This window comes from Escherichia fergusonii ATCC 35469, assembly GCF_000026225.1.
GTDB classification, from domain to species: domain Bacteria; phylum Pseudomonadota; class Gammaproteobacteria; order Enterobacterales; family Enterobacteriaceae; genus Escherichia; species Escherichia fergusonii.
Genome location: NC_011740.1, coordinates 3,399,371 through 3,413,790 on the forward strand (window position 1 = coordinate 3,399,371; position 14,420 = coordinate 3,413,790).

Sequence of the window (14,420 nt, forward strand, 5' to 3'; positions counted from 1 at the left end):
GTTCTTTTCGAAAACATCGTTCTCAAGATTAAATACTGGCAATACTCTCACGCAAAATCCGCAATACCGTCTCTTCACCGCTGCGATTCGGATTAATGCGAATCGCGCAATGTTCGAGTTGTGGATTCGCCTGCCGAAACGTCCCGGAAAGTCGATAAAAAAGTGGCGGGATTTCATATTTCGACTCTGCGCCGACCGGGTAAGGCAACGCGCCGCGCTTTTGCGCCTCTTCAAGCACTCTGGCGGCAATCGGCTGATGAAACTCCACAATCAACACCTTCGACTGCGCATTAGCAATAACGGCGCTTTTAACTTCCGCCACCGCTCCACCGTTAAGTAAAGCCAGCAACCGTTCAGACACCCCCGCCTGCACCGCGTGCATCACTGGCGCAAACACCAGACCTCGCAATACTTCCAACGCCTGCGCGCCCTGAATCTGGCTGCCGCCAGAGTAAAGCGTAGCGCGAATACGGTTGATAACATCGGCATCGCCTACCACCGCGCCAACACCCTCTGGCCCAAACAGCTTGAAGCAGGAAAATGTCGAGACATTTGCCCCGCATTCGCAGCCAATTCGCGCCACCTTCATCACCGCATAGTTGTCATCGGTTAAGGCTGGAACACCTGCAGCGCGCAGCGTTGCCAGCACATCTGCCAGTACATAGCTGTCCTGCGGCTGCTGGCGCGTATGCTGCACCAGCGCGGCATCTGGTTGTTGCTCTTCAATGGCCTGTTTAAGCGCCGACAGGTTGTTGAAATCAGCAGTAATAAGCGTCAGCCCCATCTGCTCAATAATGACCTGAGTCGTCGGGTAAACAGGCGCGTCATGCACCAGAAGACGCTGCCCCGGTTTGAGCAAAGCTGCCAGCGCCGCACGAATCGCTCCAGTACCCGCCCCCTGCACCAGCGCAGCCGCTTGCGCATGAAACGCATCAGCCAGCACCTGCTCCACCCGTTGGGTAATACGCGGTTGATTCAGCCCTGGGGTTAACCCCAAATCACCGCTGGTAAGAAACTCGCTGCCGGGAAAATGACGGCAAATCGTATCCACCAACGCAAACTGCTTTTGCTGCGCTTCAATAAGCGTCAGGCTTTGCAAAGGAAACGTCTTCATAGGTGCCTTCTTTAAGCCGGAACGAACAGACCAAGCCAGTAAAGAACATTCAGCAGGATGCCAGTGATCATTACTGCTACGACCGGTGCCGCCATTTTCTGTACCGGACGGCCCAGAGATTCGTTGAGGAAATAAATGGCAACCGCGATAGAGAATCCGGTATAACCCGCCATTTTAATTGCTGCGAAAATCGAACCGACCAGCAACGCCACTTCCATCAGCATATTCATGGCGTTACGGATGTTATCCGACGCATTACGCACCGATGGGTAGCGTCCCAGCCATTTGCCGATCGAACGAAGTAACAGGACTTCCGCCGAAATAACCACTGCACCTAATACCGCTGCAATCATCGGATTCGGCGAGAGATAGCCCACCGCATAAACAAAGGTAAAGCCCGCAACTGCATACACACCTGTTGCTAACGCGGTGGTGGCAATCAACGGCACAAAACCCAGCCCGCGCATAAATTCCGCCAGCGCCGCCTGGTTGATCAGCGTTTGTGATTGTTCCGGCGTTACACCTGCGGAGTACGCTTTTTCCAGGGTGAAGATCGACACTTCACTACCAGCAAAAATCTTCATGCTGGCAACGGCGGCAATCAGCGCCCCTACGATGGCGATATACGGTAAGTTTTTAATAATCCTGGACGTGCGTTCTTCAAACACCGACATACCGCTGGCATCGATATCATTTTCATCACGATGACGCAGGTCGTGAGTAATCGCGATCCCCAGCAGCATCACCATGCCAATAAAGATTTCGATGGATTCCGGGTTAAGATGCGGGAAAAAGCGTACCACCACCACACGGGTCATCAACACTACCACGGCGGCGATCAGACTTTGCTTCCAGCCAAACTGGTAGAAAATCGCCACCAGAGGGAACAGTGCAAAAGCTGAAACCACCGGCGAGCTTAATTCTCCCAGGCTACCTAATACATCCACCGGCAGCGCGGTCAGCAGCTGGTTTACCGGCAGCAGGCAGGTGAGGATCAGTACGCCCCAGAGTGCACCAAGGCCAAACGCCATCAGGCTGTTTATCGCCAGGACACCGAGGATATCGGTAGGAAGAAAGAGTAACCATGCGTTGAGCAACCCGGTTTTCAGGGTAAAAGAGATCCCCACCGAGGCCACAAAACCAATGCTCAGACCAAAAGCGATACTCCCCGCCTCGCGACGGTTCATATAGCCTTCAATCAGTTGCGGCAGGATCGGGCGGATGCCGTCATGAAAAACAGCCGCCGAGCGATGCGCCAGAAGCGATGTCATACCCGTCAGGCACGCCACCACGATAATCTGAATATACAGATCCATAGTCGTGCCTTTTATTTCAGATGGTTAATCAGCATCGGAATCGCGTGTTCGACGTGCTCAACGGAAAGCCCAAACGCCACTTTCCCTTCGGCGATCATTTTGGCGATATGCTCGTCTTTCGCTTTAATGCCCGGCTTGGCAATGGTGCAACTTTTGTTATAGCCAATCACCGCGATGGCAATCGACAATGCCGCGCCCGCACCGGTATTACACGCACCGATGTAATAATCCAGTTGCCCGGATTTCACTTTCATTGCCGCTTCCATGTCGTTATGAATGAAAACTTCAAAACAGCCAGGAGCCGTCGCTTCAATGGTTTTTTTAATCTGCTCACGCTGTAAGCCTGCAACGCCAATCTTTTTCATTAGTCTGTCCTTATTGGAAAAATTGAGAGGGATTTTCACGTAACATCACATCCACATCGGCCTGACTGAATCCTGACTGGCGCAATTGCGGAATAAAGGTGGTTAATAAAAAGTCATAGCCATAACCACCGTTGGCTTTTAAATGGGAGCGGCGCGTAATATCCATCGACAGCATGACGCGGTTCAGCAATCCACGGTCACGTAGCGTGCGGAGCATCGCAATGCGCTTTTCGTCAGGGTAGTAACTGTTCTTGCCGATGGTGTCGAACTGCACATACGCGCCCAGATCGATCATCTTCAAAATGTTGTTGAGGTTGTCTTTCAGATCGCAGTGCCCGACGGTGACACGCGAAAGATCAACTCCGTGGGCTTGCAGTAGCGCCAGTTGTTCCAGCCCCATAGTGCTAAAAGAGGTATGTGTGGAGATGGGGCATCCGGTCTGGTTATGTGCCAGCGCGGCGGCAATAAACACCTTTTCTTCCAGCGGCGTAATCTTTCCTTCGCTGGAGCCGATCTCCGCGATAATCCCGGCTTTCAATGCCGTGCCATCGATACCCTGCTCAATTTCATCGACCATCTCTTGCGCCAGTTCCTGCACGCTGCGGGTCGCCACATGTTCGGGGAAAAACGCGTCCTGGTAATAACCGGTACAGGCCACCACGTTGATCCCGGTTTCGCGCATTACATCGAGCATAAATTGCGCATTGCGCCCCATGTAGCGGTTGGTCATCTCAATCACATTACGAACGCCCTGGGCCATCAGGTCGTTCATCTCCTGGCAAATGAACGCATACTGATCAAGGCGGCAGTCCACGTTGTTTTTAAAGCCGGAGAGATCAATATGCAGATGCTCATGGGCCAGGGTGTAGCCCGTTGGATCAAAACTCATAGGGTGTCTCCTGCAAACCGGAGGAAGGAAAGAAAAGAGCGACCATTTTGTGGCGGTGGCGCACGGAAAAATTCACACACGGTAGCCCCCACATCAGAAAGCGTGGGGCGCACACCGAGCTGCGTGGCGACCAGCCCTTGCTGATAAACCAGCACCGGCACCACTTCGCGGGTATGGTGGCTGTGACCGATTGTCGGATCGTTACCGTGATCCGCCATCACGACCAGGTAATCATCTGGCTGCATCGCCTCAACAAGCCGGGCAAGGTTACGGTCAACGACCTGCAAACGTTCGGCATAACGTGCGACGTCTTCTGCGTGACCAGCGAGGTCGGTTTCCTGGATATTGGTGCAAATAAACGCCGTCGGATGCGTGTTAAATTCGTCGAGGGTGACATCCATAATCCGCTGGCTATCCACCAGGTTTTGCCAGCTCACGCCATAAGGATTGCTGACGATATCTGCCACCTTACCCACCAGCACCGTGGGCACGCCCACTTGATGCAGTTGGTGCGGCACCTGCACTTTTTCATCGACGCCATAGCCCATATGTACGACCTGAAAGCCATTGTCATAAGCGCCAGAACGCGGCGCATTTATGCCAATAAAGCGCCCTTCTTTACTTTCAGCCGCATCGAGAATGCGCTGGCTGTCGGTTAACAGGCCGCCAAATGTAATGACCCGACCGACCTGGACCTGCTCACGCACGATACGACCAATTTTGATTGCGTCGTCAAAAGAGATCGCAGAGAGATTGGCGGTGATGTTATAGACCTGGCCTAAATCCGCCTCGAGGTTATCGCCAATCGCAACCGCCTGATTGACCCACAGAAATTGCAACTCTTCGCCACGGCGCTCAACCCACCAGCCAGCGGTGACTAATGCCTGTTCAACACGGTCAATCGCATCGTGAAAGGGCATACGCAGCGGCGGTAACGGGCGCGTGCCTAAAATTTCCTGATGCCCCATAAAGGTGTCGCCACCTTCATGTTGCAACTCTGCCACGCCCCAGGTTGCGGAGTCTGACGGCTGCATATCGCCAGGCGCATAACCTAATGCGTTGATTAGCCCCATTTTCTCCAGCGTTGGTAGCTGCAAATGCGGCAACTGGCTCAGGATGTGACCACAGGTATTCGCCCCGGCATCCTGCGGACGCACCAACGTGACATCTTTCATTGCCCCTACGCCAAAGCTATCAATCACTAACACCACAAATCGCGCCATTACGCCTCCAGAGAGCTTCCAAGACTGTCATAACGACCAACGATTTCCGGTTCGCCACGGTGAATACCGGACACCAGCACCACATCGCTACGAGTGACAAAAATCTGCGTGCGAAAACAGAGCACCACTGCACTGCTCACCGGATACTCGCCTGCCAGCGGCAGGGTGTAGTCGATACTGCTGTCATCCACAGTTTTGATATTGGTTTCAGTAATCTTTTGATTTTCTGGCGTAAACACCAGCGCATGTTGCGCGTGACCACGACGGTAATAACCGCCGCCGTAGCAGTAGCTGTCGCCACGGAAGTGATGGGAAATTTCGCTCAGCCAAAGCATGGCGATACGTTCGGGTTGGTCGCCCTGCTGGTTTGCCGGAATCGTCCCCGTCAGTGCATGGCCGGGTTCGGCATGAGTCACACCGTATTCCGCCAGTAATGGCAGCGAAGTGCAGCTGGTCGCTGAAGGCGCGTTTAATTGCTCAAGTACAACTCCAGACTTCAGAAGTTGGTTACGAGCATTGACCAGCGTCTGGAGGTTCGGTGTTGGCAAAACTTTCCCGGCAGCCTCATCCCATAGCAGGCAAGGGAAATGGGTTAATCCGGCTAAATGTAACCCCGGTAGTTTCTGGATTTCAGCAACCACCTCATGCAGCGAATGCTGTGCAAAACCGCTCTCCTGCCCCGGATAAAGAAAATCATCGTCGCTATAAACTTTGAGCAGCACAGGCTGGACCCGCCCGGCCGTCACCGCTGCCGCAGAAACTTCCCGCGCTTTGTCGAGTGTAAACACGGTGATGACGTCGGTGCCCTGTTCAACGGCGTCAGCAACCTGATGACAAGGGATTTGTACCAGATGCCCCTGATGCGCCACCGGTAAACCTGTGCGGCGCATGATTCGTGCCTCTTTGTAATCCACCGCCACAATGCCGCTGTAGCCCAGCGCCAGCAGTTTTTCTGCCAGCCACGGATTACGACCGAACTGTTTGGTCATCAGATACAGTTCAATACCGTAAAGCCCTGCCGTCTCAATCAGCCGCTTACCGTTTTCCAGTACCTGATCGACGTCGATTACCCAACTGTCCGGGGCGATCTTGCCCTGTTGCCACAAACTGAGTGCGGCGGAAATCAGTGCCGGGTTCTGGCGTTTCAATGCTTCTACAAACATCTTGTTGCCTCGTTTCTGTTCCTTGAATTAAATATTCATTTTTTTGAATATTTAAGATACGCGACGTGGATTTGCCGGGAGATTCAGACCTCTTCGTTAGCGGCCATCCATAATCCATAAAGGTTGGCCAGCAAATAGCCTTCTTCACACGGGTTAACTTCCAGTGCGAATTCCTTCAACAACACCTGATGCAATTGTAAAATGGCTGACCAGTGGCTGGATTGCGCCAGCTCTGCCAGCAATTCGTTATCCAGCGGCTCTATTTCTTCACCACGGCGACTGCGCATCAGTGCGCTCGCCATATGTGTCATCGCCATCATTCCTTGCTCGCTGCGCACCGGTAGATGGCACTCTGTTTCCAGTACGTTGACGACCTGCAACATGCCTTTGCAGATGTCCTTATCAATAACGCCTGCCTCACAAAGCAGGTTGAGTCTGGTTTCCATTTCAGATGCCTTTCGTTTAATAACTGGGTTCCTGTTCCCCACTGACTACTCGCTGTTGATGAGCAAGCAGGGCATGTTTATCAACAACTGCACGCAGCAGTTGTTGCATCGGGTAATCATCGACTCGCGTCAAAACCACGGCTTCGGTGGCCTGTAAAAATCGCGGATCGTCTGTGAGCGGCGTCGCTTCTAATCCCAGCATGGTCAGTTCGTTTTCTGCCACCACGTTCCAGATAACAGCATCAACATCGCCTTTAACAATGCGTTGTAAACTCTCGTGATAAGAGAGATCGACTCGTTCCACATCACTATCGCCAAAAAAGACATCGGTCATAATTTTCTGATCCGCCGAACGGTTATCCAGCCCCACGCGCTTCACGTTTGCGGACTCGCCTTTACGGCAAATCAACTGGTGCTCGCCAACGTAGGTATGCGGCCCCAACTCCAGCGCGAGGCATAGCCCTTTTTGTGTGAGATAACTTTCCGCCGCCAGTCGGGAAACCACCGCCATGTCATACACGCCATTAAGCAGACACTCCACGCGAATATCCGCGCCACGCATATGCGCATAGTAAAAAGGAATACTATCAAACTGGGCTTTCAATCCGCTCGCCAGGCCTTCGTACAAACGGGTATAGGGCAAGGGCATCGCGCACACCACATTGTTGATATCCACATGACTCAGCAGCGCTTTGTTATCCATTTCCACCAGATAACTGCCATTACGCCCACGGCGTTCTATCCGTATCGCTCCGCTTGATTCCAGCGTTTTCAACGCGGCCTGTGTCAGACCAACCGATGAATGGCATTCAGTTGCCAGTTCATCTATGGTTTTCAGTCGATTACCGCACTTTTTACCTAACAGATAACGAGCCAGAGTCGTGATGACGACGCCTTCTTTTTTGATAAACGTTCGACGCATAGTAAATTTTCAATAAAGTGAATATTTATATCTTCATTAAATTGAAGATAAGTGGCAACTATGAGATATGGAAACGGCGAGGCGCTTCACATTTTTTCGGATTATTGCAAAAAGAGGATAAAAAAACCGGGTTTCCCCGGTTTTTGGCATTAATGTTAAATTACGGCTTCGCCACGAATCCAATCGCTTCGTACACCGCTTTTAGCGTACGGGAAGCGTGTGCGCTGGCTTTTTCTGCGCCATCTTTCATCACCTGTTGCAGGAAGGCTTCGTCATTGCGGAAACGGTGATAGCGTTCCTGCAATTCAGTCAGCATACCGGAAACGGCATCAGCCACTTCGCCTTTCAGATGACCATACATCTTGCCTTCGAACTGTTTTTCCAGTTCCGGGATACTCTGGCCAGTTACCGCAGAAAGAATATCCAGCAGGTTGGAAACGCCCGCTTTATTCTGCACATCGTAGCGAACTACCGGCGGCTCGTCGGAGTCAGTGACCGCGCGTTTGATTTTCTTCACTACCGATTTCGGATCTTCCAGCAGGCCGATAACGTTATTGCGGTTATCGTCAGACTTGGACATCTTCTTGGTCGGCTCCAGCAGCGACATTACGCGCGCGCCAGATTTCGGAATAAACGGCTCCGGTACTTTAAAAATATCGCCATACAGCGCGTTGAAACGCTGGGCGATATCGCGGCTCAGTTCCAGGTGCTGTTTCTGGTCTTCACCCACCGGCACCAGGTTGGTTTGATACAGTAGGATATCCGCCGCCATCAGCACCGGATAGTCAAACAGACCCGCGTTGATGTTCTCGGCATAACGCGCAGATTTATCTTTAAACTGCGTCATGCGGCTCAGTTCGCCGAAGTAGGTATAGCAGTTCAGTGCCCAGCCTAACTGCGCATGTTCCGGCACGTGGGACTGAACAAAAATGGTGCTTTTCTCAGGATCGATACCACAAGCCAGATACAAGGCCAGCGTATCCAGCGTCGCTTTACGCAGCTTCTGTGCATCCTGGCGCACGGTGATCGCGTGTTGGTCAACGATACAGTAAATGCAATGGTAGTCATCCTGCATGTTTACCCACTGACGCAGCGCACCCATGTAGTTACCAATGGTCAATTCACCTGAGGGCTGTGCGCCACTAAAAACGATGGGCTTAGTCATTTTTCGATTCCTGATTTTCGCTATGCGGAAGCCCTAATGCGGGCAGAAGGTCATTGATAGACTGATAAATTACATCAGGCTGGCTAAGATCGATAGCCTCGCCGTAGTTATATCCATAGGTTAAACCAACAGAAGGGCAACCAGCTGCTTTTGCTGCCTGAATATCATTGCGTGAGTCGCCAACAAACAGCATCTGTTGTGGGGCAATGCCCATTCGTTCAGCCACCAGTAATAGCGGGTCCGGGTGCGGCTTTTTGTTTTGCACATCATCGCCACCGATCACCACGCTGAAATATTTGGCGATATCTAAGGCTTCGAGCAGCGGCGCAACAAACGGCGTCGGTTTGTTGGTAACCAGACCTAGCGGCAGGCCTTTAGCCTGCAATGCGCCCAGCGTATCGGCAACGTGCGGGAACAAAAACGTCCCCTCTTCGGCAACCTCGCCATAGTAGCGATCGAACAGTTTACGCAGAATACGTACCTGTTCTTCTGCCGGAATGTCGTCATCAACGGGCGGTTTACCCATTGTTTTACGCAGAGTCGCACGTTCCTGACGCGCCCAGGTCAATGCACGCTCCATCAGAACATCTGCGCCATTACCAATCCAGGTAATAACACGCTCTTCACCTGCGACGGGCAACTCCAGCGCATACAGCGCCATATCTACCGCAGCAGCCAGACCAGGAGCACTGTCGACCAGCGTACCATCGAGATCAAAAGCGACGCCGCGAATATCTTCAAACTTATTCATGACTTACCTTTGCCAGTTCACTGCGCATATCATCAATGACCTTTTTGTAGTCTGGCTGATCGAAAATGGCCGAACCAGCGACGAACATATCGGCACCTGCCGCAGCGATTTCGCCAATGTTGTTCACCTTCACGCCGCCGTCCACTTCCAGTCGAATGTCGAAGCCAGACTCGTCGATACGACGACGTACTTCGCGCAGTTTATCCAGTGTTTGAGGAATGAAAGACTGACCGCCGAAACCAGGGTTGACGGACATCAGCAGGATCACATCCAGCTTATCCATCACGTAATCCAGATAGCTCAGCGGTGTCGCCGGGTTAAATACCAGCCCCGCTTTACAGCCATTTTCTTTAATCAGTTGTAGCGTGCGGTCAACATGCTCGGAGGCTTCTGGATGAAAGGTAATGATGCTGGCACCAGCGGCAGCGAAATCTGGCACAATGCGATCGACCGGTTTCACCATCAGATGCACATCAATAGGGGCAGTAATGCCATAATTACGCAGAGATTTCAGCACCATCGGTCCAATCGTCAGATTGGGAACATAGTGGTTATCCATGACGTCAAAATGCACGACATCTGCACCCGCCGCCAGGGCTTTTGCGGTATCTTCACCCAGGCGGGCAAAATCCGCCGACAGAATTGAGGGGGCAATCAAATACTGTTTCATCCGCTTCTCCTTGAGAACTATTTTTTCGCGGGTGAAACGACTCCTGGTTTGTACAGAGCCAGCAGTTCGTCCACCTTTTTACGTGTGCCGCCGTTGCTGCTTATACTGCGTCGAACTTTGACGACATGCAATTTTGCGCGCTGATACCACTCGCGCGTTAACGCCGTATCATGGTTAGAGATCAACACCGGAATCTGCCTGTTAACCAGATCTTCGGCGATCTCCGCCAGATGAGCCTGCTGTTCCAGGCTAAAACTGTCCGTATGGTATGCCGTAAAGTTAGCGGTTGCAGAAAGCGGTGCGTAAGGTGGATCGCAATACACCACCGAGGATTGATCCGCTCGAGCCATACTGGCGGCATAAGATTCACAAAAGAAAAAAGCATTCTGCGCTTTTTCAGCAAAGTGATACAACTCTGCTTCCGGGAAATAGGGTTTCTTGTAACGACCAAACGGTACGTTAAATTCTCCGCGCAGATTGTAACGACACAAACCGTTGTATCCATACCGGTTCAGGTACAAGAACAACACCGCACGCCGAAACGGATCCCGGCTTTCGTTGAACTCTTTACGAAACTGGTAGTAAACCTCAGCCAGATTGGTCTCTGGCGCGAAAAGCTCACGAGAAGCCCGCACATACTCATCGGTACGTGTTTTTACAATGTTGTAAAGGCTGATGAGATCACTGTTGATATCGGCAAGGATATAACGAGAAAAGTCGGTGTTAAGAAACACCGACCCGGCACCCACAAAGGGTTCAATCAGGCATTCACCTTGTGGCAAATGCCGTTTTATATCTTCAAGCAGGGGGTATTTCCCCCCTGCCCACTTCAAAAAAGCGCGATTTTTTTTCATGCTGACTTACTAATTACACCTTCTCCGGCTGTGGAGAAAGCTCCGACAGCATCCTGCGCTGTAGTCTTGCCCCGCAATCGGGCGAAACATCAAAAAATTGCAGGGCATAGCCTGGATCACTTCAGATCGGCCTGCACCTGATGCAGTGGTTTTGCCCACGGATTTTTCGCCTGCACATCGGCTGGCAACGTAGACACGGCTTTTTTCGCTTCTTCTTTCGAAGAGTAAACGCCAGAAACCAGTACATACCACGGTTGACCGTTACGTGTTGTCTCATAGACAACATAATTTTTCAGGTTCTCTTTCTTCGCCCAACCGTTCAGGTTGTCGTAGTTCGAAGAACTGCTGAGCTGTAACGTATAGTGGCTGGAAGGTGCCGATTTCAGCGAACCTACGTTACCCGTGCTCTTACCACCAGTAGATGCCGTTGCAGTTGATTGCGCTGGCGATGCCGTTTGCACAGGTTCGGCACTGGCCGTCGCTTTCGGCGCTGGGGCAGTTACTGGCGTAGATGTCGTTGCAGGTGCCCTGGTCGTCGCTACCGGTGCTGTCGGTTCAGGACGTTTCGGTTGCGTTACTGGTTTCGACTCTGTTTTCGCCGTTGCTTGCGGTTTTTTCGGCTCAATCACGGCCTGTTTACGTTCTGGGCGCGTGGTAGTTTGCGTAGCCGCTGTTTGTGCTGGTGCCGCACCATTACGCACCGGAGCAACCGTTGCTGGTTCAGTTGGCAGTGTTGAATTTACTGCCACATCATTCATCTGCTGCTGATTCTGCGGTTGAGTAAGAGCATTGTTCAAATCGCCCTGAACTTCAACGCGCTGCTGTCCTTCAGTTGCTACTGAAGTTTGCCCCTGAGTAGGCGTAGATGAGATAGGTGGCAGAGTAACATCCTGAGGTGCATTACCTGCGGTTTGTTCAGCAGAAGTCGTTCCCGGAGCAGGTTGCGCCCCATTTGCCTGATCGGCTGCATCACCAGAAAGATTAATACTCTTCTCGCCTGAGGCTGTTTGCTCACTGGTTGATGAAGTTGAAGGTGCTTTTAGTGCCGAACCAATACCGATGATGAGCAGCAGCAACACCAGCACACCAACCCCCATCATCATATATTGACGGGATGCAGGTTTAGCTGCGGGCTTCTTACGCTTACGCGGACGACGCTCTACGCGTTCTTCATCCACGGCTTCATCTTCAGATTCGTAATCTTCTTCGACTTCCGGCGCCTCGTTACGCTCTTTTTGCGCACGAGTTGGGCGGGTGTCTTCAGCATCCAAATCAATATCATCAAAATTGATCTGTGGCTCACCACGTTCAGAACGTTCGGAAGATTGACGAGAACGACCAGTACGACGATCGCTGGGATCGGGTTTCAGCTCGTCTTCTGGTTTGAATTCATCCATTTAACACCCCACTAAAAGGTTAATGCTCACTACGTGCATTAATCCCGAAGCAAAAAGACCCCCGGATACGGCGGTCTGACCTTTCTTGTTTTTACGCCTGCTGACAATCAGCAATAGCGCTAAGAACGACATCGTGCGGCACTCCGCCGCGAACTTCGCTCTTCCCTAATGCCAGCGGGAGAACTAAGCGCATTTCACCCGCTAACACTTTTTTATCTCGCAACATATGCGGCAAATAAGCTTCCGCAGACATTTCGCGCGGCCCGTTTACCGGCAACCCCGCACGCTCGAGCAACGCAATAATACGCTGCGTATCTGCAGAACTGAACTGCTCTAAACGTTCTGAGGTTCGCGCCGCCATCACCATACCCGCAGCAACAGCTTCACCGTGTAACCAATTGCCATAACCCATTTCAGCTTCAATGGCATGACCAAAGGTGTGCCCCAGATTCAGTAAAGCACGTAACCCTGTTTCGCGCTCGTCTGCAGCAACAACTTCGGCTTTCAGTTCACAACAACGGCGAATACAGTACGCCATCGCCGGGCCATCCAGACGTAATAAGGCGTCCAGATTTTCCTCCAGCCAGGTAAAGAACTCACCATCCAGAATAATGCCGTATTTAATAACTTCTGCCAGCCCTGAAGCCAGCTCGCGTGCCGGAAGAGTTTGCAGACAGTCGAGATCCACCACGACAGATGCAGGCTGATAAAATGCACCAATCATATTTTTGCCGAGGGGATGGTTTACAGCGGTTTTTCCGCCAACGGAGGAGTCCACCTGCGAGAGTAGCGTGGTCGGAACCTGAATAAAACGAACGCCTCGTTGGTAGCTGGCTGCCGCAAAGCCCGTGAGATCACCAATAACGCCACCGCCCAGAGCGACCAGCGTGGTGTCACGACCATGAGGTTTTTGCAGCAGTGCCGTAAAGACCGTATCCAGCACTGTCAGGCTTTTGTATTTCTCGCCATCAGGAAGGATAACGCTGTCAACGATAACACCCGCCTGTTCAAGTACGCCGCGAACTTTATCGAGATACAGGGGAGCGAGGGTTTCGTTGGTTACCAACATAACCTGCTCACCTGACTTCAACGGTAAGAATGAAGCCGGTTCGTTAAACAAACCAGCCGCGATGGTAATAGGGTAACTACGTTCCCCCAGAGTGACGGTAATCCTCTCCACGACGCGACATCCACCTTAGTTACAAGTACTCACAGACGAGTGTTTATGAAACCAGAATTAGTTGCTTTCCAGCATGTGGATAATCTGGTTTGCGACGACTTTAGCGCTCTGATCATCAGTACGAATGGTCACATCGGCAATCTCTTCATACAGAGGATTGCGCTCATTGGCCAACGCTTCCAGCACTTCACGAGGCGGAGCTTCAACCTGCAGTAGCGGGCGTTTTTTATCGCGTTGCGTACGGGCAAGTTGTTTTTCGATGGTGGTTTCCAGATACACCACAACGCCACGTGCGGAAAGACGGTTACGCGTTTCACGAGATTTCACAGAGCCGCCGCCAGTTGCCAGCACAATACCCTGTTTTTCCGTCAACTCGTTGATGACTTTTTCTTCGCGATCACGGAAGCCGTCTTCACCTTCTAAATCGAAAACCCAGCCCACATCAGCTCCGGTTCGTTTCTCAATCTCTTGATCGGAATCGTAAAATTCCATATTGAGTTGTTGAGCTAACTGGCGCCCAATAGTGCTTTTTCCGGCACCCATAGGCCCAACCAGAAAGATATTGCGTTTCTCTGCCATTTTTTCGGTACTACTAAGACTATTCGTTAATGATAAACCCGCTTCGCATGCACATAGCGCAGCAGGACATGAACTGAAACCTCATAAGGATATAGTGAGAGTCAGACTGAAAATTATCTCAATACTCAAGCAGGTTTGGCAACTGAATAAATCACCAAACCAGATTGCGACCAAACCTCACGGTCAGCGTGGACAGATAATAGCGCAAACTGCAAATCAGGCTAAAAAACATAAATAATTTCAAAAAATTGCATCAGCCTGCTGCTTGATATGTTTATGCCATCTGCCTTTTCGCCGTTTATCATTAGCCTTATGCATACCTTTTGCAAAGCAATGCATATTCACAAATGTGTAAGCAACGAAAGAGACCGACTCTCAAATCGGTA

At 51.6% G+C, this 14,420-nt stretch carries 15 protein-coding genes; all 15 read right to left on the reverse strand.

Annotated elements, in window-relative coordinates; translation table 11 throughout:
* Nucleotides 1–28 precede the first annotated feature (28 nt).
* The 15 genes from EFER_RS16790 to aroK all read right to left on the reverse strand — a co-directional run bounded on the left by EFER_RS16790 (nt 29) and on the right by aroK (nt 14,034).
* Nucleotides 29–1,114, reverse strand: a complete 1,086-nt coding sequence (locus EFER_RS16790) for an aminotransferase class I/II-fold pyridoxal phosphate-dependent enzyme (RefSeq protein ID WP_000847203.1) — start codon at nt 1,112–1,114, stop codon at nt 29–31.
* A gap of 11 nt (nt 1,115–1,125) precedes the next feature.
* On the reverse strand, nt 1,126–2,430 hold the full coding sequence (locus EFER_RS16795; RefSeq protein WP_000366879.1) for a YhfT family protein: 1,305 nt from the start codon (nt 2,428–2,430) through the stop codon (nt 1,126–1,128).
* 11 nt (nt 2,431–2,441) lie between these two features.
* On the reverse strand, nt 2,442–2,795 hold the full coding sequence (locus EFER_RS16800; RefSeq protein ID WP_000719728.1) for a DUF2620 domain-containing protein: 354 nt from the start codon (nt 2,793–2,795) through the stop codon (nt 2,442–2,444).
* Between the two features lie 10 nt (nt 2,796–2,805).
* Nucleotides 2,806–3,684: a phosphotriesterase-related protein gene (locus tag EFER_RS16805; RefSeq protein WP_000006976.1), complete on the reverse strand. Its 879-nt coding sequence runs from the start codon at nt 3,682–3,684 to the stop codon at nt 2,806–2,808.
* A complete protein-coding gene (locus EFER_RS16810) occupies nt 3,681–4,907 on the reverse strand; it encodes a phosphopentomutase (protein ID WP_000090636.1) in 1,227 nt (408 codons plus the stop codon). Before EFER_RS16810 ends, EFER_RS16805 begins: the two co-directional genes overlap by 4 nt.
* Entirely contained in the window at nt 4,907–6,070 is a 1,164-nt protein-coding gene (locus tag EFER_RS16815) for a YhfX family PLP-dependent enzyme (protein ID WP_000497348.1), read from the reverse strand. The genes EFER_RS16810 and EFER_RS16815 overlap by 1 nt, the downstream gene beginning before the upstream one ends.
* An 83-nt stretch (nt 6,071–6,153) precedes the next feature.
* On the reverse strand, nt 6,154–6,516 hold the full coding sequence (locus EFER_RS16820; RefSeq protein WP_002431760.1) for a hypothetical protein: 363 nt from the start codon (nt 6,514–6,516) through the stop codon (nt 6,154–6,156).
* A gap of 16 nt (nt 6,517–6,532) precedes the next feature.
* On the reverse strand, nt 6,533–7,438 hold the full coding sequence (gene yhfZ / locus EFER_RS16825; protein ID WP_001254838.1) for a GntR family transcriptional regulator YhfZ: 906 nt from the start codon (nt 7,436–7,438) through the stop codon (nt 6,533–6,535).
* Nucleotides 7,439–7,598: 160 nt separating this feature from the next.
* Entirely contained in the window at nt 7,599–8,603 is a 1,005-nt protein-coding gene (gene trpS, locus EFER_RS16830) for a tryptophan--tRNA ligase (RefSeq protein WP_000165543.1), read from the reverse strand.
* Nucleotides 8,596–9,354 (reverse strand): phosphoglycolate phosphatase, encoded by a 759-nt coding sequence (gene gph / locus EFER_RS16835; RefSeq protein WP_001031720.1) that lies wholly within the window; start codon nt 9,352–9,354, stop codon nt 8,596–8,598. Before gph ends, trpS begins: the two co-directional genes overlap by 8 nt.
* On the reverse strand, nt 9,347–10,024 hold the full coding sequence (rpe, locus tag EFER_RS16840) for a ribulose-phosphate 3-epimerase (RefSeq protein ID WP_000816279.1): 678 nt from the start codon (nt 10,022–10,024) through the stop codon (nt 9,347–9,349). Before rpe ends, gph begins: the two co-directional genes overlap by 8 nt.
* A gap of 17 nt (nt 10,025–10,041) precedes the next feature.
* A complete protein-coding gene (dam, locus tag EFER_RS16845) occupies nt 10,042–10,878 on the reverse strand; it encodes an adenine-specific DNA-methyltransferase (RefSeq protein WP_000742161.1) in 837 nt (278 codons plus the stop codon).
* Between the two features lie 116 nt (nt 10,879–10,994).
* Nucleotides 10,995–12,275, reverse strand: a complete 1,281-nt coding sequence (gene damX, locus EFER_RS16850) for a cell division protein DamX (protein WP_000343161.1) — start codon at nt 12,273–12,275, stop codon at nt 10,995–10,997.
* A gap of 91 nt (nt 12,276–12,366) precedes the next feature.
* Nucleotides 12,367–13,455, reverse strand: coding sequence for a 3-dehydroquinate synthase (gene aroB / locus EFER_RS16855; protein ID WP_000439830.1), 1,089 nt, complete (start codon nt 13,453–13,455; stop codon nt 12,367–12,369).
* A gap of 57 nt (nt 13,456–13,512) precedes the next feature.
* The gene (aroK, locus tag EFER_RS16860; protein WP_000818617.1) at nt 13,513–14,034 is read right to left on the reverse strand and encodes a shikimate kinase AroK; all 522 of its coding nucleotides are present in this window, start codon (nt 14,032–14,034) and stop codon (nt 13,513–13,515) included.
* Nucleotides 14,035–14,420 lie beyond the last annotated feature (386 nt).